General features: G+C 63.8%; 21 protein-coding genes. 15 read left to right on the forward strand and 6 right to left on the reverse strand.

The window, feature by feature from the left end:
- Positions 1–24: 24 nt before the first annotated feature.
- Complete coding sequence (locus C8C93_RS00110) at positions 25–1158, reverse strand: FAD-dependent monooxygenase (RefSeq protein ID WP_121508599.1); 1134 nt, start codon at positions 1156–1158, stop codon at positions 25–27.
- A gap of 90 nt (positions 1159–1248) precedes the next feature.
- Here C8C93_RS00110 and C8C93_RS00115 point away from each other — a divergent pair, with 90 nt between their 5' ends.
- The 5 genes from C8C93_RS00115 (at position 1249) to C8C93_RS00135 (ending at position 7569) form a co-directional block, all read left to right on the forward strand.
- Entirely contained in the window at positions 1249–2118 is an 870-nt protein-coding gene (locus C8C93_RS00115) for an MOSC domain-containing protein (RefSeq protein ID WP_121505504.1), read from the forward strand.
- An 83-nt stretch (positions 2119–2201) separates the two neighbouring features.
- On the forward strand, positions 2202–3296 hold the full coding sequence (ychF, locus tag C8C93_RS00120) for a redox-regulated ATPase YchF (RefSeq protein ID WP_121421105.1): 1095 nt from the start codon (positions 2202–2204) through the stop codon (positions 3294–3296).
- A gap of 127 nt (positions 3297–3423) precedes the next feature.
- Positions 3424–4302 carry an EamA family transporter RarD gene (gene rarD, locus C8C93_RS00125; RefSeq protein WP_121505505.1) on the forward strand — a complete coding sequence of 293 codons (879 nt, stop codon included), beginning with the start codon at positions 3424–3426 and terminating at the stop codon, positions 4300–4302.
- Between the two features lie 247 nt (positions 4303–4549).
- Positions 4550–5791: a diguanylate cyclase gene (locus C8C93_RS00130; RefSeq protein ID WP_055393383.1), complete on the forward strand. Its 1242-nt coding sequence runs from the start codon at positions 4550–4552 to the stop codon at positions 5789–5791.
- Positions 5792–5931: 140 nt separating this feature from the next.
- Positions 5932–7569: a bifunctional aminoglycoside phosphotransferase/ATP-binding protein gene (locus C8C93_RS00135; protein WP_121508600.1), complete on the forward strand. Its 1638-nt coding sequence runs from the start codon at positions 5932–5934 to the stop codon at positions 7567–7569.
- 22 nt (positions 7570–7591) lie between these two features.
- On the opposite strand, the gene C8C93_RS00140 is transcribed toward C8C93_RS00135, so the two are convergent.
- Entirely contained in the window at positions 7592–8062 is a 471-nt protein-coding gene (locus C8C93_RS00140; RefSeq protein ID WP_176886973.1) for a YqaA family protein, read from the reverse strand.
- 165 nt (positions 8063–8227) lie between these two features.
- On the opposite strand from C8C93_RS00140, the gene C8C93_RS00145 reads away from it, so the two are divergent.
- The 4 genes from C8C93_RS00145 to purH all read left to right on the forward strand — a co-directional run bounded on the left by C8C93_RS00145 (position 8228) and on the right by purH (position 11926).
- A complete protein-coding gene (locus C8C93_RS00145; protein ID WP_121505506.1) occupies positions 8228–8791 on the forward strand; it encodes a M15 family metallopeptidase in 564 nt (187 codons plus the stop codon).
- 161 nt (positions 8792–8952) lie between these two features.
- Positions 8953–9999 carry a tRNA dihydrouridine synthase DusB gene (gene dusB, locus C8C93_RS00150; RefSeq protein ID WP_121505507.1) on the forward strand — a complete coding sequence of 349 codons (1047 nt, stop codon included), beginning with the start codon at positions 8953–8955 and terminating at the stop codon, positions 9997–9999.
- On the forward strand, positions 9996–10229 hold the full coding sequence (locus C8C93_RS00155) for a Fis family transcriptional regulator (RefSeq protein ID WP_015015597.1): 234 nt from the start codon (positions 9996–9998) through the stop codon (positions 10227–10229). The genes dusB and C8C93_RS00155 overlap by 4 nt, the downstream gene beginning before the upstream one ends.
- 95 nt (positions 10230–10324) lie before the next feature.
- Positions 10325–11926 (forward strand): bifunctional phosphoribosylaminoimidazolecarboxamide formyltransferase/IMP cyclohydrolase, encoded by a 1602-nt coding sequence (purH, locus tag C8C93_RS00160; RefSeq protein WP_121505508.1) that lies wholly within the window; start codon positions 10325–10327, stop codon positions 11924–11926.
- A gap of 80 nt (positions 11927–12006) precedes the next feature.
- Here purH and pobA read toward each other — a convergent pair whose 3' ends face one another.
- Positions 12007–13191, reverse strand: a complete 1185-nt coding sequence (pobA, locus tag C8C93_RS00165) for a 4-hydroxybenzoate 3-monooxygenase (protein WP_121505509.1) — start codon at positions 13189–13191, stop codon at positions 12007–12009.
- 201 nt (positions 13192–13392) lie between these two features.
- On the opposite strand from pobA, the gene C8C93_RS00170 reads away from it, so the two are divergent.
- Positions 13393–14172, forward strand: a complete 780-nt coding sequence (locus C8C93_RS00170; RefSeq protein ID WP_121505510.1) for an IclR family transcriptional regulator C-terminal domain-containing protein — start codon at positions 13393–13395, stop codon at positions 14170–14172.
- An 8-nt stretch (positions 14173–14180) separates the two neighbouring features.
- Here C8C93_RS00170 and C8C93_RS00175 read toward each other — a convergent pair whose 3' ends face one another.
- The 3 genes from C8C93_RS00175 to C8C93_RS00185 all read right to left on the reverse strand — a co-directional run bounded on the left by C8C93_RS00175 (position 14181) and on the right by C8C93_RS00185 (position 18328).
- The gene (locus tag C8C93_RS00175) at positions 14181–15932 is read right to left on the reverse strand and encodes an alkaline phosphatase (protein ID WP_121505511.1); all 1752 of its coding nucleotides are present in this window, start codon (positions 15930–15932) and stop codon (positions 14181–14183) included.
- A gap of 142 nt (positions 15933–16074) precedes the next feature.
- Positions 16075–17385, reverse strand: a complete 1311-nt coding sequence (hemL, locus tag C8C93_RS00180) for a glutamate-1-semialdehyde 2,1-aminomutase (protein ID WP_121505512.1) — start codon at positions 17383–17385, stop codon at positions 16075–16077.
- The gene (locus C8C93_RS00185) at positions 17369–18328 is read right to left on the reverse strand and encodes a bifunctional hydroxymethylpyrimidine kinase/phosphomethylpyrimidine kinase (protein WP_055393365.1); all 960 of its coding nucleotides are present in this window, start codon (positions 18326–18328) and stop codon (positions 17369–17371) included. Before C8C93_RS00185 ends, hemL begins: the two co-directional genes overlap by 17 nt.
- A 94-nt stretch (positions 18329–18422) precedes the next feature.
- On the opposite strand from C8C93_RS00185, the gene C8C93_RS00190 reads away from it, so the two are divergent.
- Genes C8C93_RS00190 through C8C93_RS00210 form a run of 5 tightly spaced genes read left to right on the forward strand, consistent with a single transcriptional unit; the run spans position 18423 to position 22271 of the window.
- Positions 18423–18596 (forward strand): rubredoxin, encoded by a 174-nt coding sequence (locus C8C93_RS00190; protein WP_008903269.1) that lies wholly within the window; start codon positions 18423–18425, stop codon positions 18594–18596.
- A 58-nt stretch (positions 18597–18654) separates the two neighbouring features.
- The gene (locus C8C93_RS00195) at positions 18655–19053 is read left to right on the forward strand and encodes a PleD family two-component system response regulator (protein WP_034692846.1); all 399 of its coding nucleotides are present in this window, start codon (positions 18655–18657) and stop codon (positions 19051–19053) included.
- Positions 19053–19418 carry a PleD family two-component system response regulator gene (locus C8C93_RS00200; RefSeq protein WP_010459520.1) on the forward strand — a complete coding sequence of 122 codons (366 nt, stop codon included), beginning with the start codon at positions 19053–19055 and terminating at the stop codon, positions 19416–19418. The genes C8C93_RS00195 and C8C93_RS00200 overlap by 1 nt, the downstream gene beginning before the upstream one ends.
- 15 nt (positions 19419–19433) lie before the next feature.
- Positions 19434–19961, forward strand: a complete 528-nt coding sequence (locus tag C8C93_RS00205; RefSeq protein ID WP_055393363.1) for a chemotaxis protein CheW — start codon at positions 19434–19436, stop codon at positions 19959–19961.
- Between the two features lie 21 nt (positions 19962–19982).
- A complete protein-coding gene (locus tag C8C93_RS00210; protein WP_055393361.1) occupies positions 19983–22271 on the forward strand; it encodes a methyl-accepting chemotaxis protein in 2289 nt (762 codons plus the stop codon).
- The last annotated feature ends 30 nt before the right edge of the window (positions 22272–22301 follow it).

A 22301-nucleotide genomic window follows, 5' to 3' on the forward strand; every position in this document is an offset into this window, starting at 1 on the left:
TCCAGAGGGCGGCCACCGGTGTGGTCAGTAATTTCCCATGGCCTGGCGGGCCACGAAGTGCTTCAGCGGGCCGCTCAGTTCAAAGCCCTTCATTCCCCAGTTGCGCAGCGCCTGCAGCGGCCCTTCCTGGCGGGAGAAGAGTTGTTGCAGGCCATCCGTCGCCAATCCCATCGGCAGCAGGGCTGCCTTGCGCTCGCGCTCGTAGCCCCGCAGCAAACGTACATCAGCCACACTGCGCCAGTAGTCGCGCCCATGCAGTGCGCTGGCCAGGGCTTGGGCGTCTGCCAGTCCCAGGTTCAACCCCTGGCCTGCGAGCGGATGCACGTTGTGCGCCGCGTCACCAGCCAGCACCCAGCTGCGCGGGTTTTTTCCGGTGGATGGCAAGCTGCCACACCAGCGGTCTGCTTTTGCAAGCTGCAGAGGCCAGGCTGCTCGTTCCGCACTGAGCGTCAGCGACCCCAGGGATTCCCGGCTGGCCATCTGGAGCTTCTGCGCGAATTCTTCAGGGGACAAGGCCATCAGCGGCGCGACATGTTCCTGCAAGACGGACCAGACAACCGCCACGGAGTTCCCCTGCGGCCCGCCCAAAGGCAAAAAAGCCAGAATGCCGTCGGGCAAAAACCATTGCCGTGCCACCTGTTCGTGGGCGCGTTCACACTGCAATCGGGTGGCGATGGCGTGTTGCCCATACGGCGTTACCTGAAAACCCACACCAAACTCTTCGCGCGTGCTGCTGGCGCGGCCCTCGCACACCACGGTCAGGGCCGCTGGCACGGGGGCATCGACCATTTCCACCTGGGGCTGGTAGCGCAGAGCTTCGGCGAGGCGGGCCTCCAGGGCGGGCACGTCAACGATCCAGGCCAGGGCTTCCACCCCTTGGGTGGCCGCATCAAAATGCACGGCGCCATCCCGGTCTCCCTGTACCTGCATGGATCGCACGGCTGTGGCGTGCTCTGCATCGGGCCAGCTGCGAAGCGAATCCAGCAGTTTGCGCGATGCTGCGTTCAGCGCATAGGCCCGCACATCGGCGGTTGCGGGGGCCTTCGGGCCGGGTGCAGGTAGCAGGGCCACTTTCAGCCTTTCGCGGGCCAGCAGCAGTGCCAGCGTCTTGCCCACAATGCCGGTGCCGCGAATACAGATATCAAAGGTTTGGGCCATGGCGGCATTGTAGGAGCGGGCCTGGGCCCTTGGGCGCGGTGCAAAATCGGGCTCGCTGTCCAACTGGTCATTTTTGAGGAGCACCTTCGCGTGAGTTTCTACCCTGATTCCGATCTGTCGGGCACCATCGCGCGCCTGTTTGTCTATCCCGTCAAGTCGTGTGCCGGCATTGAAGTGCAGCAGGCCTTGCTCACCGATACGGGGCTCGATCTGGACCGTGCCTGGATGGTGGTAGACGCTGAGGGCATGTTTGTAACCCAGCGCACGCTGCCGCGCATGGCGCTGATTCGCCCGCAGCTCAAAGGCGATGAGATGGTGCTGCGTGCGCCTGGCATGCTGGCCTTGCATGTGGCCATCGATGCGGTCGAGGCGCCCGCCACAGTGACCGTGTGGCGCGACACGGTGCCCGCATGGGACATGGGTGCCGTGGCGGCGCAGTGGTTTACGGACTTCCTCGGTCAGCCCTGCCGCCTTGTCCGTTTTGATCCTGAATACCGCCGCTTGTCCAGCATGGAATGGACGGGCGGTGTCGAGGCGCCGAACCAGTTTGCCGATGGTTTTCCGTTGTTGCTCGCCAGCCAGGCATCGATGGATGAGCTGAACGTGCGACTTCAGGCTGCAGGCCATGCCGCCGCGGGGATCGAGCGATTTCGGCCCAATGTGGTCCTGGCCGGGGTGGACGCACACGACGAGGACCGAGTGGATCTGGTGCGTGTGGATGCGCAAGAGGGTGAAATCCACCTTCAGCCCGTCAAACCCTGTTCGCGGTGCCCCATTCCTGACATCGACCCCGCGACAGCCGAAAGCAACCCATCGGTGGGGGACACCCTGCGGACCTATCGGAAGGACCAACGGCTCGATGGCGCCATCACGTTCGGAATGAATGCCATCGTGCGCCAGGGGGCGGGCCAGACGCTGCGCGTGGGTCAGCGGGTGGCGGCCAATCTGCGCTTCGACTGACGGTGTGAACATGGCGTGAAAGGGTGATAGCTGGCTGGCCCGTAAAATCGGCGGTTTGTCTCCGAAATCCAGAAAGCCCTGCCATGAGCCTCCAATGCGGCATCGTGGGCCTGCCCAACGTCGGCAAGTCCACCCTTTTCAACGCGCTGACCAAGGCCGGCATCGCCGCCGAAAACTATCCGTTCTGCACCATTGAGCCCAACGTGGGCGTGGTGGAAGTGCCTGACCCCCGCCTGCAGCAGCTCGCCCAGATCATCTCGCCCGAGCGCATCGTGCCCGCCATTGTCGAGTTTGTGGACATCGCTGGTTTGGTGGCCGGTGCCAGCCAGGGTGAAGGCCTGGGCAACCAGTTCCTGGCCCACATCCGAGAAACCGACGCCATCGTGAACGTGGTGCGCTGCTTTGAAGACGACAACGTGATCCACGTGGCTGGCCGTGTGGACCCGATCTCGGACATCGAGGTGATCCAGACCGAGCTGTGCCTGGCCGACATGGGCACCGTCGAAAAGGCGCTCAATCGCTACACCAAGGCTGCCAAGTCGGGCAACGACAAGGATGCCGCCAAGCTGGTGGCGCTGCTCACGCGCATCCAGGCTGCGCTCAATGAAGGCAAGCCCGCCCGCTCGGTCGAGATCACCAAGGAAGAGCAGCCGCTGCTCAAGTCCTTGTGCCTGATCACAGCCAAGCCCGCGATGTTCGTGGGCAACGTGAGCGAAGACGGCTTTGAGAACAACCCTTTCCTCGACCGCCTCAAGGACTACGCTGCCAGCCAGAACGCCCCCGTGGTGGCCATCTGCGCCAAGATGGAAGCCGAGATGGCTGAAATGAGCGACGAAGACCGTGACATGTTCCTGGCCGAAATGGGCCAGACCGAACCCGGCCTCGCGCGCCTGATCCGGGGCGCCTTCAAGCTGCTGGGCCTGCAGACCTATTTCACTGCGGGTGTGAAGGAGGTGCGCGCGTGGACCATCCACATTGGTGACACGGCACCTCAGGCGGCCGGCGTGATCCACGGTGACTTCGAGCGCGGCTTCATCCGTGCGCAGACGATTGCCTTTGACGATTTCATCGCCTACAAGGGTGAGCAGGGCGCCAAGGATGCTGGCAAGATGCGCGCCGAAGGCAAGGAATACGTGGTCAAGGACGGCGACGTGCTGAACTTCCTGTTCAACGTCTAAAAATCACTGAAAACGCCATCGGGTTATGGCCCGGTGGCCCGCAATCCCTGCAGGGCCCCTGGCATGCAGGGATTTTTTACGACCGTTTGGCAGGGGGGGCCACGCATCCCCCTGAGCATCGATTTCTATGAACACTGGAATCCTCTACGCCGCCCTGGCTTACATCGCCTGGGGCCTGTTCCCCCTGTATTTCAAGCAGGTGGCAGACGTGCCCTCGCTCGAAGTGGTGATGCACCGCACACTGTGGTCGCTGGTGTTTGTATTTGGCGTACTGATGGTGCGCAGGCAATGGTCGTGGATGGGGACCGTGCTGCGCCAGCCCAAGGTGCTGGCGGCATTTGTGCTGTCTGCGATGCTGCTGTCGGGCAACTGGCTTACCTATGTGTGGGCGGTGCAAAACCAGCACGTGGTAGACGCCAGCCTGGGCTATTTCATCCTTCCGCTGGTCAACGTCGCGCTGGGCTTTGTATTTCTGCGTGAGCGGCCTCGCTCGGGCCAATGGATGGCGGTGGCCGTGGCGGCCGCTGGCGTGCTGTGGCTGGCGGTGCAGGCTGGGCGCCTGCCCTGGATTGCACTGGTGCTGGCCTTGAGTTTTGGCTTTTATGGGTTGTTGCGCAAGGTTGCTGTGCTGGGCGCACTGGAGGGTCTCGCGCTGGAGACGCTGGTGCTCGCGCCGGTGGCCGCCGTCGTGCTGGGCTGGTGGGCGTGGCAAGGCCAGGGTGCGCTGGTGCAGGGCACGCCCGCCACCGTCGGCTGGTTGCTGCTTGCGGGCCCCATGACGGCAGTTCCGCTGCTGCTGTTTGCGGCGGGTGCGCGCCTGATCCCCATGTCCACCTTGGGCATCCTGCAGTACATCTCGCCCAGCCTGCAGTTTGCGCTGGGCGTGTGGTTGTTCCATGAACCGTTCGAGCCAGCGCGCCTGGTGGGGTTTGTCTTGATCTGGGCGGCGCTGCTGGTCTACAGCATGGAAGGCTGGTGGACGCGCCGGCGGGTTGTAGTGGTCTGAGAAGAAGGGCCGTGTTCTCCCCGCACCGCATGCGTGGAACCGGGGCTGGGAGTCTTTTCGATGGGCTCGCGTCGCATTCATTGCACAGATTTGCTGCGCCGCTGGTGGCGCTACTGGAAAACACGGAGCGCGACGGTGTCAGTTCTGCGTAAGATGCGCGGGCTCGTCTGCCGGGTGTTGGTGCCTGCAGCCTGCGCATTTCGGTGAAGCATCACCCGAACGAACCCGGGCTCAGGCCTGCCTCCACATGTTTTTTGGTCGCAAGAATCCGTTTTCGGCGACGGACGCCTTTCCCCTGTCCGACGCTGTCATGGAGTTCGATGACTCGTCTTCAGCCATGGTGCGCCCGGCCCGCCGCGCGCTGGATGGAATGGGGCCCCGCAGTGGGCGCAGTGCGCGCGAAAAATGGTTGCTGGCCGCAGGGCTGATGGGGCTCTATGCGCTGGCGATGCTGGGGTTTTGTGCGCTGGGCATGGTGGACCTTCAGGTGCTCGCCGTGTTGGGCGTGCTGGTGGCGGTGGTCTGCGCGACCTTCTGGGGCATTTTCAACACGGGCTTGCACAAAAATGTGCGGCATCGGCACCTGAAGCTGGCCATGGTGGCTACAGCGCTCGCGTGCATGCTCGGCATTGTCTACCTGGCGCCCGTTACGCAAATCCTGTTGGCGCCATTCACCTTTGTGGCCGTGGCCTATGGCATTTTCACTGTGCCACGGCCCACCCTGCTGGCACTGGCGGCCTGCATGTTGTGCCTCTATGCCGGGGTGGTGGGGCTGCACTACCTGGAGCAGCAGAACAACGCCCTGCTGCGTCTGGAGGCATTGCATTGGGTGGCTCTGGCGGTCTCTTTGCCCGCCTTCATTGCCCTCATGGGCCGCGTGCAGCGCCTGTACCGCAGCCTCTACCATGCAAGCCGCAAGATCAAGAACATCCAGGAAGACGCCCAGCGCGATCCGCTGGTGGGATGCTTCAACCGCCGCTACGTGTTGGCCGCGCTGGAAGAGCAAAAACAGCTGGCCGACGAAAGTGGCATCCCGTTGTGCCTGGCCGTGCTGGACATTGACCACTTCAAGCGCATCAACGATGAGCTGGGGCATCTGGGGGGCGACGAGGTGCTGCGCACCTTTGCGCGCATCGCGCAGCAGGGCGTTCGCGGGGGCGACGTGTTTGGCCGGTATGGGGGTGAAGAGTTTCTGCTCATCTTCCCTGGCACTTCGTTGCTGCCTGCGCTCAATACCTGTGAGCGCATTCGCGCGCAGGTGGAAACCCATGCCTGGACCGGATTGCTCAAGGGCCGGGTGACGGTATCGGTCGGGGTGACGCAGTATGTGTTGGGCGAGTCGGTGCTGGAGTTCTTCTCGCGGGCCGATACCGCCATGTACATGGCCAAGGAAGGCGGGCGCAACCAGGTGGTGGTCGAGGAGCCCGTTGCCAAAGGCGATTCGCAGCTGTCGGACTTGTCGATCTCCAGCAGCAACGCTTTCCTGTAGCTGCTGGCCGTTGTTTGTGCTGGCCGGGTTGACAAGCGGCCTTCGGTGTTCACACTGAACGCCTGTTTCCATCCCCCACGTTGGGTGGCATGGCTGCCTTTCGCGCTTGTGCGTTGGTGCCTTTCCCCCGCGTCCGTTCCATGCCCTCATCCACCGACCTGTCGGCCGAATTCGCCACCGCCCTGCAGCGTGTGCGTCTGCTGCAGCAACAACCGCAGGCTTTTCCCCACCCTGTAGAGCGCGTGGAATGTATCGAGACCCACATCTCCTGGGTGCTGCTTGCGGGTGACTTTGCCTACAAGCTCAAGAAACCCTTGCAGCTGGACTTTCTGGACTTCAGTACCCATGCCCTGCGGCACGCCGCCTGCGAGGAAGAGCTGCGCATCAATCGCCGCACGGCGCCGGGCCTGTACTTGGGCCTTGTCGGTTTGGTGGGTCAGGTGACTGCTGGGGCGGATGGCGCCCCCACCACGCTTCAGGTCGTGCCGTGGATAGACGCTCTGCCAGGCGCCGAACCCGTCGTGTGGATGCGACGTTTTGCCCAGGACGCACTACTCGCCACTGCACTGGATGCGCATCGCGTGTTGCCTGCGCAGATCGACCAGCTGGCGTGCCATGTGGCGCAGTTCCACGACGCAGCCGCCATCGCTGCAAGCACCGACAGCTGGGGCACGGCGGCAGCGGCGCAAGCGCCAGTGGATGACTGTGTGGCGGCTCTGCGCGCACCCGTGGCAAGCGCGTTGCCCGGTCAGGGCCCCCTGCTAGCGCAGGTGGTCGGCTGGTGCCGGCACCAGGGGCGGACCCTGGCCACCACATTCGAGGCACGGCGGGCAGCCGGTCGGGTGCGCGAATGCCATGGCGATTTGCATCTGACCAACATTGCACTCATCGATGGCGAGGCCCAGCTGTTCGATGCCATCGAGTTCAACCCCGCCTTGCGCTGGATCGACTGTGTGGCCGATATCGCCTTTGTGGTGATGGACCTCGCGGCCCATGGCCGGGCCGATCTGGCCTGGCGGTTTTTGAACCGGTGGCTGGAGCACACGGGAGACTACGCGGGCCTGTCCGTTTTGCGGTACTACGGAGCCTACCGCGCGTTGGTGCGGGCGCGGGTTGCTGCCCTGCGGCTGAATCCAACCTGCGGTGATGGCAGTGCGCAGGCTGTTCAAGCCCTGGAGGAATATCTGGAACTGGCGGCGGGTTTTGCGGGGCAACGGCCTGCGCGCTGGCCGGTGGCGCGCCCTGCTGCGTTGTGGCTGGCCCATGGCTTTTCGGGGGCGGGCAAGAGCACCCATGCGCTGACCCTGGCGTGCCAGCGTGGATTGGTGCGCGTGCGGGCGGATGTGGAGCGCAAGCGCCTGTTCGGCCTGGCGCCTAATGCTTCCAGCGACGGCGTGCCTGGCGGCATCTACACCGCCGAGGCTACATTCCGCACGCACCAGCGGTTGGCGCAAGTGGCACGCGAGGTGCTGGTGGCAGGCTACTCCGTGATCGTGGATGCCACCTTGCTGGACCGCGATGCCCGCGCGCTTTTCCTGGCCCTGGCCGATTCTGTGCAAGTGCCCTGCCACATCCTGTCGTTCGAGGCCCCCTTGCCGGTGCTGCGCGAGCGTGTGCGCCAGCGCGCGCTGGCCGGAGCCGGTGCGTCAGAGGCGGACGTGGCCGTGCTGGACGCCCGGTGGGCCCGCGCCCACCCGCTGCAGTCCCACGAAGAGGCGATCACGCTGCACGTGGACACCACGGTGCCCGTGAACTGGGACCGTCTATTGCCGCCCTGATCCCGGTGGCTTCGGCGGGCCACTACATCGCCAGATGCCCTGGCATGAAGTACAGCAACACGCTCGTCATAACCAGGTAGCGGAAGAATTTCCCCACAGCCATATAAGCCAGGCAAGGCCAGAACGGCAGCTTGAGCCAGCCTGCCACAGCACACAGCGGGTCGCCCACCACGGGCAGCCAGCTCATCAGGCAGGCGGGGGCGCCAAAGCGCCGAAGCCAGTTCAGCGCGCGAACTTCAGTGGCATTGCCACGGGCCTTGTCCACCACCTTGTGAGCGCCCAGGCCCATCCACCAGCTCACACCACCGCCCAGCGTGTTGCCAACCGTGGCCACCAGGATGGCGGGCCAGAAGAGTTCAGGGTTGATCTTGATCAAGCCGAACACCGCAGGCTCCGAGCCTAAAGGCAGCAGCGTGGCGGAGATGAACGCCACCACAAAGACCGTGCTCAGGCCGAACTGCGGCAGCGCAAGCCATTCCAGCAGCTGGTGCATCCAGATTTCCATAGGGGCCAAGTGTAGGGCTGCGCAGCCGGTGCTTTGGTGCCAGGGGGCGCTGTCCTACGCCGGGCTGCGCCATCTGCGCATGGCTTGCAAGGGGCTCCTTTCTTATCGTGGTAACCACACCGTCCCCCGAAAAATTCCCAAGGAGGAGGCAGCATGCAACGTTTTGAACCCCACGTCTTCCCCAGCACCACCCCTCTGGCTGGCGCGCCTGTTGGCTCTCGCTGGCTGCCGCTGGCCCTGGCGCTGCTGATGGCTGCCTGTGTGCACAGCCCACAGGCAGCGGTGCCTGAACTGCAACCCGCTGAGGTGCATGTCGCCAGCCCTTGCAGCGAAACTCCTTCTGCGCGTGCCGCCTTGCAGCGGGTGGGCCAGGAATTGCAGGCCCAGGGCATGGTGTTGCAAGCCACCTGCCCGGCCACTGGTGGCGGCTGGGTGGTGCAGGTGCGTGTGGTGGATGGTATGAAGGCCAGCAAGGTGGTGCGCGGGCCGCTGGCCGACGGGCACGACGTGGACATGGGAACGCCTGCGGGTGCGGCGCTGGCAGGTGCAGAGTCGGCCGCCCAGGGCTTCTCGCCCGATGTGTTGCACAACCGCGCCTGGCTGCGTGCGACGATGGCCCGCCACCAGTTTGAAAACACCCCCGATGCTTGGTGGCACTTTGCGCTGCGCGGCGCTGCACCGGTGCACACCGCGGACGCTGACCTCGCCGCGCGATGACCTTGCTCCCTGCGGGGTGGTACTCGCCCCGGCTGCGCGTGAGGGTGACAAAGCCGTCCGATTTTCAGCGGTCGAGATATTTCATTTGCTGAAATTTTGAGCAGGTACAATCCTGCCTCCTTTTTCAGCATCTGCTGCTGCCTCCCTATCCCACCCCGCCCATGCACATCGGCCACATTCCTTTGGCGAACCGGTTGTTCGTCGCCCCGATGGCGGGCGTCACCGACCGGCCGTTCCGCCAGCTGTGCAAGGCGCTGGGTGCGGGCTATGCGGTGAGCGAGATGGTGACCTCGCGCAAGGACTTGTGGAACAGTCTCAAGACCTCGCGCCGGGCCAACCATGAAGGGGAGCCGGGCCCCATTGCCGTGCAGATCGCCGGCACCGATGCGCCGATGATGGCTGAGGCTGCGGTCTACAACGTGGAACGCGGCGCGCAGATCATCGACATCAACATGGGTTGTCCGGCCAAGAAGGTCTGCAACAAATGGGCGGGTTCTGCGCTGATGCAGAACGAAGCACTCGCGGTGGAAATTGCCGCTGCCGTGGTCGAGGCCTGCGCGCCCTTCAACGTGCCCGTCACGCTGAAGATGCGCACCGGCTGGTGCCAGGAGCACAAGAACGCCGTGCAACTCGCGCGGCAGTTCGAGGCCGTCGGCATCCAGATGCTGACCGTGCATGGCCGAACGCGTGAGCAGGGCTACAAGGGCCACGCGGAATACGACACCATCGCAGCCGTCAAGGCGGCGGTGAAGGTGCCCGTGGTGGCCAATGGCGACATCACTTCGCCCGAGAAGGCGCGCGATGTGCTGGCCGCCACCGGGGCCGACGCGATCATGATCGGCCGCGCCGCACAGGGCCGACCATGGATCTTCCGCGAGATCGGCCACTTTCTGGCCACGGGCGAACACCTGGCACCACCGCTGGTGGCCGAGGTGCGGCGTCTGCTGCTGGACCACCTGCAAGACCACTACCGCCTGTATGGCGAGCTGACCGGCGTGCGCAGTGCGCGCAAGCACATTGCCTGGTACCTGCGCGCGCTGCCGGGCGGCGAGGCCTTCAGGCAACACATCAACACGATCGAAGACTGCACCACGCAGTGGCAGGCCGTGGCCGACCACCTGGACGCCCTCGGGCAACAGATGGACCGGCTGCCTGCCGCCACGGGCTTGGACGCAGAACCAGAAGAACAAGAGGGATTGGCTGCATGAGCAAGAAACACATAGAAGAATGCGTGCGCGAGAGCCTGCAGGGCTACTTTCGCGACCTGGGCGGCGAGACGCCCGATGGCATGTACGACATGCTGGTGCGTGTGGTCGAAAGGCCGCTGCTGGAAGTCGTGATGCAGCAAGCCGACAACAACCAGTCCCGCGCGGCCGAATGGCTGGGCTTGAACCGCAACACGCTGCGCAAAAAGCTCGTCGAGCACAAGCTGCTCTGACGTCATTGTGTTATTTGCTATTTAATTTGTAGCTGATTGCGCTTGATGGATAAGCGCTAGAGCCTGTTTTTATTCAAACTCTCCCTTCCCACACCATGAACGCACTTCTCTCCGTTTCCGACAAGACCGGCATCGTCGAATTCGCGCAAGCGCTGCACGCGCTGGGCATCCAGCTGCTGTCCACCGGCGGCACCGCCAAGCTGCTGGCCGACAAGGGCCTGCCCGTCACCGAAGTGGCCGAGGTCACCCAGTTCCCCGAAATGCTCGACGGCCGCGTGAAGACGCTGCACCCCAAGGTGCATGGCGGTCTGCTGGCCCGCCGCGATGTGCCTGCTCACATGGCGGCCCTGAAGGAACATGGCATCGACACCATCGACCTGCTGGTGGTCAACCTCTACCCCTTTGAAGCCACCGTGGCCAAGGCCGGTTGCTCGCTGGCCGACGCCATCGAGAACATCGACATCGGCGGCCCCGCCATGGTGCGCAGCGCCGCCAAGAACTGGAAGGATGTGGGCGTGATCACCTCGGCCGACCAATACGACGCTGTGCTGGCTGAACTCAAGGCCGGTGGCAAGTTGAGCGACAAGCTGCGCTTTGCACTGTCGGTGGCCGCATTCAACCGCATCGCCCAGTACGACGGCGCGATCAGCGACTACCTCTCCTCCGTCACGTTCGAAGAAGAAAAACTGTCGGAAACCTATGTGCCCACACGCGCTCAGTTCCCGGGCCAGAGCAACGGCATCTTCACCAAGGTGCAGGACCTGCGCTACGGTGAAAACAGCCACCAGCAGGCCGCGCTGTACCGTGACCTGCACCCCGCGCCCGGCTCGCTGGTCACCGGCGTGCAGCTGCAGGGCAAGGAGCTGAGCTACAACAACATCGCCGATGCCGATGCCGCCTGGGAATGTGTGAAGAGCTTTGACGCCGCCGCCTGTGTGATCGTCAAGCACGCCAACCCCTGCGGCGTGGCCGTGGGCCTGGATGCGCTGAGCGCCTACAGCAAGGCCTTCCAGACCGACCCCACCAGCGCCTTCGGCGGCATCATCGCCTTCAACCGCGTGGTGGACGGGCAGGCCGCAGCCCAGGTCAGCAAGCAGTTTGTCGAAGTGCTGATGGCCCCCGACTTCACCGCCGAGGCGCTGGAAATCTTCAAGGCCAAGGCCAATGTGCGCCTGCTCAAGATCGCACTGCCAACACACGGTGGCAAGACGGACTGGGAACGCGGCCGCAACGCCATGGATGCCAAGCGCATCGGCTCGGGCCTGCTGCTGCAGACGGCCGACAACCACGAGCTGTCGCTCATCGACCTCAAGGTCGTGACCCAGAAGCAGCCCACGCTGGAAGAAATGGAAGACCTGCTGTTCGCCTGGAAGGTCGCCAAGTACGTCAAGAGCAACGCCATCGTCTTCTGCAAGGGCGGCATGACCATGGGCGTGGGTGCCGGCCAGATGAGCCGCCTGGACTCGGCCCGCATCGCCAGCATCAAGGCCGGCCACGCCAACCTGAGCCTGCAGGGCACGGTGGTGGCGAGCGACGCTTTCTTCCCCTTCCGCGACGGCCTCGACGTGGTGGTGGATGCAGGCGCCACCTGCGTGATCCAGCCCGGTGGCTCCATGCGCGACAACGAAGTGATCGACGCCGCCAACGAGCGCGGCGTGGCGATGGTCTTCAGCGGCGTGCGCCATTTCCGCCATTGATTCGACCGGCGGGCACCCAACAAAAAGCGGCTTCCAAGGAAGCCGCTTTTTTATGCCCGTTGTCAGGATGAAGGCGAGGTTCAAGCGCCGAAGTTCATCGGCAGCCCCACATAGTTCTCCGCCAGCGAGACCGAGGCGGCGCGCGAGTTCACCAGGTAGTCCAGCTCGGCCTCCTGGATCTTCTGACCGAACTCGCCGGTCTCGGGGAAGCGGTGCATCAGCGAGGTGAACCACCACGAGAAGCGCTCTGCCCGCCACACGCGGCGCAGGCAGCGGTCGGAGTAGGTGTCGATGCCCAGGGCGGATTTCTCTGTGTAGAACTCGGTGAGCGCAGTCCACAGGTAACCCACGTCGCTGGCCGCCAGGTTCAGGCCCTTGGCGCCCGTGGGCGGCACGATGTGGGCCGCGTCGCCCGCCAGGAACATGCGGCCAAACCGCATGGGCTCGGCCACAAAGCTGCGCAGCGGGGCAATGCTCATCTCCAGCGCCGGGCCGGTGACCAGATTGGCACGTGCCTCAGGGTCCAGGCGGTTGCCCAGCTCGGCCCAGAACTGGTCGATGGTCCAGTTCTCGATCTTGTCGGTGTTGGGCACCTGCACGTAGTAGCGGCTGCGGGTGGCGCTGCGCATGCTGCACAGCGCAAAGCCGCGCTCGGTGTTGGCGTAAATCAGTTCGTGCGAGACCGGCGGCACATCGGCCAGCACACCCAGCCAGCCAAAGGGGTAGACGCGTTCGTAAGTCTTGAGCAGGTCGGCCGGGGCGCTGGCGCGACACACGCCGTGGTAACCGTCGCAGCCTGCGATGAAGTCACAGGCCAGCTCGTGCGTCTGGCCGTCCTTCTGGTAGGTCACGCGGGGGCTTTGGCCTTCGAAGTCGTGCACTTGTACGTTCTGCGCGTCGTACACGGTGGTCAAGCCTTCTGCAGCGCGTGCGTCCATCAGGTCGCGAGTCACTTCGGTCTGGCCATACACCGTCACGCGGCTGCCGCCGGTCAGCGCATGCAGGTCGATGCGGTGGCGCTGCCCCTTGAACAGCAGCTCGATGCCGTCGTGGGGCAGCCCTTCGGCATGGGCACGGGCCCCGACACCGGCCTGGGCCAGCAGGTCCATGCTGACCTGCTCCAGCACGCCGGCACGGATGCGGCCCAGCACGTAGTCGGGGCTGCGCTGTTCGATGATGACGGCGTCAATGCCGGATTTGTAGAGCAACTGGCCGAGCAGCAGACCGGCGGGGCCTGCGCCGATGATGGCAACCTGGGTACGCATGGTGGACAACCTCACAAAGGCGTTAGAAAGCGGTAAAGGAACAGGGCCAAGCGTAGGTTGATCCATGTCAATTGAAGCCCGGCCCGCGCCGCTATCGTGCGATTGATGGATCTGATGTGCGATCATCGCGCAATCTTCCATAGCCTCGGCTCACCTCCAGTCTTCGACCGGGCGACCGACCCCAAGCGCCCCAGGCAAACCATGACCACCGTTCCCATCGCCAAGGCAGATTTCATCGAAGGCATGGCCAAGGGCATGGCGGTGCTGGAGAGTTTTGACACCGAGCGCCAGCGGCTCAATGCCACACTGGCCGCGCAGCGCACGGGTCTCACGCGCGCGGCAGCGCGGCGGCACCTGCTGACGCTGGCGCACCTGGGGTATCTGGAGACGGATGGCAGCTACTTCTGGCTGGCGCCCAAGGTGCTGCGGTTTTCAGGCAGCTACTTGGCCTCAGCCCGGCTGCCGCGTGTGCTGCAGCCCACGCTGAACCGGCTGGCGGCCCAGACGCAGCAGTCGTTTTCGGCCGTGGTGCTGGATGGCAGCGAGGTGGTGATCGTGGCGCGCAGCGGGGTGTACGGCGCGCCGTCGCGCGTGCTGGCCTATGGCCTGCACCTGGGGGCGCGGCTGCCGGCGCACCCCACGTCCACGGGGCGCGTGCTGCTGGCGGCATTGCCTCCTGCGCAGCTCACTGCGTGGCTCAAGGCCTGCTCACTGCACCGCCTCACGCCCCACACCATCACCCAGGTCGGCCCGCTGCGGCAGGTGGTTGCCAAGGTGCGGCGCGATGACTATTGCCTGGCGGTGGAAGAGCACGAACTGGGCGTGCACGCGCTGGCCGTGCCCCTGCGCAACTTGCAGGGCGACACGGTGGCGGCGCTCAATGTGGTGGCGTCACCCAAGCAGGTGGATGAAAGCAGCCTGCAGCGCGACATGCTGCCGCTGCTGCAGGAGGCCGCGCGCGAGTTGCGGGGGCTGCTGTAAGCCTGAGCTTATGCAGCGACAATGCGCCCCGTGCCCGCCGCGCCCGCCAGCACCTTCAGAGATTTGTCGGTGCTGGCCGTGTAGTTGCGACTGGTGATGGTGCTCACGTACACCCAGTCGGCGCGGCACTCAGTGGCGGTGGCAGTCAACACCATGTAGCCACGGCGCGAGGTATCGCAGTACTTCAGCGGCGCGATGAGCTGCTGCAGCGCACCGGCCAGTGGGGCGGGGTTTTCGTTCGGCAGGTATTCCTCAAACCCCGGCGAGGTGACGGACGAGGTGGCAAATTCCACACCCACGGCATTGCCGCTCATGTCCCGCAGCTCGTTGGCCCAGGCGTTGTGGGTGTCGCCCGACAGCACCACCAGGTTCTTGCCCAGGCTGCGCGAGGTGGCCAGCACCGTCTCGCGTGCCACCTGGTAGCCGTCCCAGGCGTCTAGGTTGTAGGGAATGGAGGGCTGTGCCAGGATGGCCTGCTCGGCCGGTGTGAGGCTGGCGGGGTCTGTCTGCGCGCGTCCCACCAGGGCCGCGTACTGGCTGACGGTGACGCCTGCGCCGGGTTGCAGCGTTTCCATCAGGATGGGCGCTGGAATGTTCATGCGACCCATCAGTACCTGCTGCCCCAGCACCTGCCAGGTAGCGCTGGATGTGGCCATCTGCTGCTGAAGCCACTGTGTCTGCGTGGTGCCCAGCAGCTGGCGACTGGTGCTGCCCACGGCGGCGGTGAATGCGGCGGCGTCAAAGCCGGTGGCAGTGAAAAACTGGCCGTAGTCGAGCTGCTGATCACGTGCCACCACGCGGGTGTCGAGCATGTGCAGCGCCACCAGGTTGCCAAAAGCAAAGCTGCGGTAGATCAGCTCGGGCTGCGCGTTGCGGGTGGGCATCCACTCGTGGTACGCCTGCATGGCCGCGGCTTTGCGCGCGCTGAAACTGCCTTCGGTGGCGCTCTGGTGGTTTTCTGCGCCGTTGCTCCAGGTGTCGTTGGTGATCTCGTGGTCGTCCCACACGGCGATCATGGGGGCGGCTGCGTGCAGGTCCTGCAGGTCGGAGTCGGTTTTGTATTGGGCGTGGCGCTGGCGGTAGTCGGCAAGGCTCAGGATCTCGTGTGCAGGCTGCGACAGGCGCCCCAACGCGCCTGCGTTGGCTGACGCATATCCACCCCGGGCATATTCATAGACGTAGTCGCCCAGGTGGACGGTGGCATCCAGATCATTGCGGCGGGCCGCGTCGGCATACACATTGAAGTAGCCGGCGGGGTAGTTGGCGCACGAAAACACGGCCAGCTTGACCTGCGCCACGCTGCCGGTGGGCAGGGTGCGCGTGCGGCCGGTGGCGGTGTGGGCAGCGTACGCACGAAAGCGGTAGTAGTACGCAGTGGCCGCCTTGAGCCCGGTGGCATCGACCTTGACGGTGAAGTCCTTGCTGGCCAGCGCCGTGGTCTTGCCTTGGGCGGTGATGGAGGTGAAGTTGCTGTCTGTGGCAAGTTCCCATTCGACAGGGATATCGCTGGTGTGGCCAGCGGGTGGGGTCACCCGTGTCCACAGCATCACGCGGTCGGCCAGCGGGTCGCCGCTGGCGATGCCGTGTGCAAACTGCACGGCAGGCGCATCGTCATCGCCGCCGCCGCAGGCCGCCAGCGGCAGGGTGCCCAGCGCGGCTGCAGCGATGCCGAGCTGGCGCACGAAGCGCCGCCGCCCGGCATCGGCCTGCGCAGCGTCGCGGAAAGGGTGGGAGGTAGAGACGAGGGGTTTGTGTGCCATGGCGCGGGTGGTGTGGGGTAAAACACCCGAGCCTGCCCGCATTGCATGACGGCCGCGTGAAGCGAGGGCGCTGCGCCCCCTGCTACAAAAAAATATCAATAAAAAAAGCCTCTAGCGCTTGGTGGTAAAGCGCTGATAGCTATTATTTTGATAGCTCTTTGAACACTGCGCGCGCGGCAGCCACGGTGGCGGCAATGTCTTCGGGTGTGTGGGCGGCGCTGACAAAACCGGCCTCGTACAGCGCAGGTGCAATATAGATACCGCGATCAAGCAGGCCGTGGAACAGCTGGTTGAAACGCGCGCTGTCGGTCTTGAGCACCTGGGCGTAGTTCTGGGGTAGCTCGGGCATCAGGAAGAAGCCGAACATGCCGCCTTCGCTGTCGGTGCTGAAGGGCACGCCTTCAGCCGCCGCCGCAGCGGCGAGGCCATCAACCAGGGAGCGTGTGGTGGCCGACAGTGCGTCGAAGAAGCCCGGCTTCTTGATCTCGCGCAGCGTGGCCAGCCCGCAGGCCGTGGCCACAGGGTTGCCCGACAGCGTGCCTGCTTGGTACACGGCGCCCAACGGTGCGAGGTTTTCCATGATGGCGCGCGGGCCACCAAAGGCTGCCAGCGGCATACCACCGCCAATGACCTTGCCCAGCACCGTGATGTCGGGTTTGAAGCCGGGGATGCTCTTGGCATAGACGCTCTGCGCGCTGCCCAGGGCCACACGGAAGCCCGTCATCACCTCATCCAGCACCAGCAGCGCGCCGTATTCGGTGCACAGCTCGCGGCAGCGCTTCATGAACGGCACGCTGGCGCGCACCAGGTTCATATTGCCCGCGATGGGCTCGATCATCACGCAGGCCAGTTCCTTGCCGTGCAGGGCAAAGGCCTCTTCGAGCTGAGCGACATTGTTGTACTCGAGCACCAGGGTGTGCTGCACCACCTCGGGCGGCACGCCCGCGCTGGTGGCATTGCCGAAGGTGGCCAGGCCCGATCCGGCCTTGACCAGCAGCGAATCGGCATGGCCGTGGTAGCAGCCTTCGAACTTGATGAACTTGCTGCGGCCTGTGGCGCCACGGGCCAGGCGGATCGCGCTCATGCCCGCTTCGGTACCCGAGCTGACGAGGCGGATCATTTCCATCGACGGTACGAGGCTCAGAATTTCCTCGGCCAGCTCCACCTCGCGTTCGGTCGGTGCGCCAAAGCTGAAGCCTTCGAGCGCTGCGCTCTGCACGGCTTCGAGCACAGCGGGGTGGCCGTGGCCCAGGATCATCGGGCCCCAGGAGCCGATGTAGTCGATGAAACGCTGGTCGTTGGCGTCCCAGAAGTAGGCGCCTTTTGCACGCTTCACAAACCGCGGCGTGCCGCCCACGGCCTTGAAGGCCCGCACGGGCGAATTCACGCCGCCGGGGATCAGCGCCTTGGCGCGTTCGAACAGGGGGATGTTGAGATCAGTGCTTCGTGTCATGGGGGGGCATCACAAAGCCTTCTAGGGCCTGTGCTTCGTCAATTGGGGGTTCTTCTTCGTCACCATCGGCCTCGTCATCGTCGGGTTGGGCCCAGAACATGCGGTCGGGCACGATGTGCCCCATGCCGGGGCGAAAGCCGGCATCCAGGCAGCGGTCGAGGTAGCCCAGAGCTTCGCTGGTGGCTTCGCCCAGGTCGTTGCCGCTGGCCACCAGGGCTGTGAGGGCGGCCGACAAGGTATCGCCCGCGCCGGAGAAAGTGGCGTCGAACAGTTCGAACTTGCCACTGCCCAGCACGGTCTGGGGGGAGGCCAGCACGTTCTCGACAAACTGCTCGGGCAGCGGAATGCCGGTAACCAGGGTGTAAGGCACGCCCATCTCGGAGGCGGCCCGGGCAATGTCGCGGGCAGTGGGACTGCGGTCGCTGGTCCAGTCGGGCAGCAGCCAACGCCACAAGGTGCTGTGGTTTCCAACCAACACCGAGGTCTGCGGTAACAACAATTCGCGGAAGGCATCCAGGTACTCGTCGATCAGCTCGTCGCGCCACCAGGACAGGTTGGGCATGTACGCTATCACCGGGACTTCATCATAGTCTGTGGTTATCTCGGCGATGGTGCTGATGTTCTCCGGACTGCCCACGAAACCGACCTTGATGGCCTGGACCGGCAGGTCTTCCAGCACGGCCCGGGCCTGCTCGGCCACCGCCTCGTCGTCAAAGCTGAAGTGGTCGAAAATCTGCGCCGTGTCGCGGGCATAGGCGCCTGTGACCACGGCAATCGGATGCCCGCCCACGGAGGCAATGGTGGTGATGTCGGCTGTCAGTCCGCCAGCGCCGCTGGGGTCGCTGGCATTGAAGACGAGCACGCATGCAGGGCTTGCGTCCTCCAAACCGTCATCTTCAATATCTATGCTTTCGGGGGGGGGAGGGGATGCTTTGATGGTCATGGACCAGATCCTGCTTGAGGGGTGGCACCGAAGCCGCAGCCCACGGAGATGACTAGATACAATCGTTGCATTCTATGTGAAGGCCCTTTAAGCTGTGATCGACTCTAAAACTTGGATGTGTTTGATTTGCGGTTGGATTTATGACGAAGCAGAGGGTTCACCTGAGCACGGCATTGCACCCAATACACCATGGGATCAGGTTCCGATGAACTGGACCTGCCCCGAGTGTGGGGCCCGCAAGGAAGACTTCGAGATGGTTCAGATTTGAGGCGCACCAGCATCATGTGCTGCTGCGTTGTTTTTTTCTCCATCAGGAGCAGTAACAATTGACTACAACAGGCGCATCTTTCAAAGTGCTCGTGGTGGATGACAGCAACACCATCCGTCGAAGCGCCGAGATTTTTCTCAAGCAGGGGGGGCACGAAGTCTTGTTGGCCGACGACGGCTTTGATGCTTTGGCCAAAGTCAATGATTACCAGCCTCAGCTGATTTTCTGCGACATCCTCATGCCCAAGCTCGACGGGTACCAGACCTGCGCCATCATCAAGCGCAATGCCCGTTTTGCAGATACTCCGGTGGTGATGCTGTCCTCCAAGGATGGTGTATTCGACAAAGCGCGCGGGCGCATGGTCGGCTGCCAGGAATATCTCACCAAACCGTTTACCAAAGACCAGTTGCTGCAAGCCGTGCAGCAATTTGGCAATGCCCAACAAGGAGCGATGTAATGCCCATCCAGAAAGTATTGGTCGTCGACGACTCGAAGACCGAGTTGATGTTTTTGACCGACCTGCTTCAGAAAAAAGGCATGCAGGTACGCACCGCAGAAAATGCCGATGAGGCTTTCCGCCGTCTGGCGGAGGAAAAGCCCGACTTGATCCTCATGGACGTTGTCATGCCCGGCCAAAACGGCTTCCAGCTCACACGTGCCATCACCCGCGACCCGCTGTACGCCGATGTGCCCATCATCATGTGCACCAGCAAGAACCAGGAAACGGATCGCGTCTGGGGGATGCGGCAGGGTGCGCGCGGCTATATCACCAAGCCCGTGGATCCCGCTGAACTGCAGGCCAAAATTGACGCTCTGAACTAAGGCTGCGGCGCGTTCATGGCCAACCGCGAAGCCCTGCGAGAGCTCCAGACCCGACTTGCTAGCCGCCTTCAGGCTGCAAGAACCGAAGGGTCCTCTGTTTCATCCTGGCTGGCTGTCGAGTCGGCCGGGAGTTTTTACTTGCTGCCACTGGGTCAGTCGGGGGAGATCTTTCCCTGGGTCTCGATCCAGGCGGTGCCCTACACCCAGCGGTGGTTTCTGGGTGTGGCCAACCTGCGCGGCGGGCTGGTCGGCGTGGTGGATCTGGCAGGCCTTCTGGGTTCAGCCGCTCCGCGAACGGAGCAGGCCTTGTCCGAAGCCAGCCTGCTGGCCTTCAATGCAGCCCTGGAGGTCAATGCAGCGTTGCTGGTGGATCGCCTTGCAGGCCTGCGTGGGACCGATGCATTTGTGTCTTCTGAGCCGCCCGCCGAGGATTCGCCCGCGTTCTTTGGCACCACCTATATCGATTCCAGCGGCACACGCTGGCAGGAGCTGAACTTGCAGATCCTGTCCCAACATCCCGCTTTCCTGAGCATCAGTGCTTGAGTTTTTCTGTAAGGCTGCACCATGTCCGTCGTCAATCAATTTGGAAAACTGTTCAACCGGAAACCTGCCACGCCGGAAACCGGCGCGACTGCCGGCGCCGCCGACGACGGGCAGGATCTTCTTGCCACGGGTTCGCTGGATGGTGCGCAGCTGCGCGACACCTACCAGGCTGAAGCGATGAACAGCGTGCAGGGCGATCCAGATGGTTATTCGCCGGAACTGGCCGCATCGGACGCAGAGGAAGACCTGATCGCGCTGCCGGTGCTGGGGCGTGCCACGGCCGCCGCTCACCAGCGGCGATTGCTCGCGCTCCTTGGTATCGGTGTGGCTGTTCTCGCGTTGATTGCCTTCTGGGTGCTGCAGCAGGCAGACCGATCAGCTCAGCAGCTTGCGGCTACCGGCCAATCCCTGATGCAATCACAGCGTCTCGCCAAGTCCGTATCTCAGGCCCTGGTGGGTAGTCCCCAGGCCTTCCCGGATGTGGTGGAAAGCTCCGGCGTGCTGGCGCGCAATGTGCGTGCCCTCAACGCGGGTGATGGCGAACTTGGCGTGGAATCCCTGGGCGAGCCCTACAAGCCCGATCTGGACGCCGTGAACCCGCTCATGGAACGTGCCGAGCGCAATGCCAGCGTGGTGATGGGACAGCAGAAGATCCTGACCCAGGTGGGCGACGCTCTGCGCACCATCAACCGCCAGTCCTCGGACCTGCTCGAAATCGCAGAAACTGTGTCTTCCCTGAAGCTGCAGCAGAACGCCCCGGCCGCTGAAATTTCTGCTGCTGGCCAGCTGGTGATGTTGACCCAGCGTATCGGCAAGTCCGCCAACGAATTCCAGACCATGGAAGGTGTGAGCCCTGAGGCCGTGTTCCTGCTGGGCAAGGACTTGAATTCGTTCAAGGAAATTGCCCAGGGCCTGCTGGACGGCAGCCCGGAACTGCGCCTGGCCGCCACCAAGGATGCCCAGACCCGCGAACAGCTGGAAGCTCTGGTGAAGCTCTATGAGCAGACCCGCACCCAGGCCAGCGCCATTCTGGGCAACCTGCAAGGTCTGGTGTCGGCCCGTGAAGCGCAGTCCGCCATCATTGCTGACAGTGAGCCTCTGCGCCGTCAGCTCGAAGGACTGCAAACCAAACTGTCGGCCCAGACGGGTGTGGGCGGCGGCCAACTGGCAGCTCTTGCGCTTGCTGGTTTGTTTGTGATCTTTTGCGGTGTGGGCATCTCTCGTGTTCAGTTGCTCGACAGCCGTGGCCGCCAGGCGGCTGCTGAAATGCAGCAGAAGGACGCCAAGCGCCAGGAGCAAGAAGCCAAGCGCGTCAACGACGCCAACCAGGCTGCCATTTTGCGTTTGATGAACGAACTGCAATCGGTCGCTGAGGGTGATTTAACGCAAGAAGCCACGGTGACGGAAGACATCACGGGCGCCATTGCTGACTCGGTGAACTACACGGTGGAAGAGCTGCGCCAACTGGTGGGCAGCGTGCAGAACACGGCCACCCGCGTGGCACAAACGACGGCTCAGGTGGACAACACCTCCACCGAACTGCTGGCAGCATCGACCGAGCAACTGCGCGAAATTCGCGAAACCGGCCGCTCGGTGCTCGACATGGCGACCCGCATTAACGAGGTGTCCACACAGGCGCAAGAATCCGCCACGGTGGCCCGCCAGTCGCTGCAAGCGGCTGACTCCGGTCTGCAGGCCGTGCAAAACGCCATCGGCGGTATGAACTCCATCCGTGACCAGATCCAGGACACATCCAAGCGCATCAAGCGACTGGGCGAATCGTCGCAGGAGATCGGTGAAATCACGGAGCTGATCTCTGACATTACCGAACAGACGAACGTGCTGGCTCTGAACGCAGCCATTCAGGCTGCATCCGCTGGTGAAGCCGGTCGTGGCTTCTCGGTGGTGGCGGAAGAAGTGCAGCGGCTGGCCGAACGTTCCGCTGATGCGACGCGCCAGATTTCTGCGCTGGTGAAGGCCATTCAGACCGACACCCAGGATGCCGTGGCCGCTATGGAGCGCTCCACGCAGGGTGTGGTGGAAGGGGCCCGCCTGTCTGACAGCGCCGGTACCGCGCTGACCGAGATTGACCGCGTGTCGCGTCGCCTCGCCGAACTGATTGAGCAGATTTCGTCTTCAACTTCGCGGGAAGCCGTTTTGGCCAACGAAGTGGCCGACAACATCCAGCACATTTTTGCGGTGACCGAGCAGACGGGTGAAGGTACCCGTACCACAGCGCAGCAGGTGCGCGAGCTGTCGCACATGGCTGAGGAACTGCGCCAATCGGTGGCACGGTTCAAGATTGCCTGACGCTGTAGTCATCAACCAGCTGGCTCATAG

This window comes from Acidovorax sp. 93 (assembly GCF_003633835.1).
GTDB lineage: Bacteria > Pseudomonadota > Gammaproteobacteria > Burkholderiales > Burkholderiaceae_C > Acidovorax > Acidovorax facilis.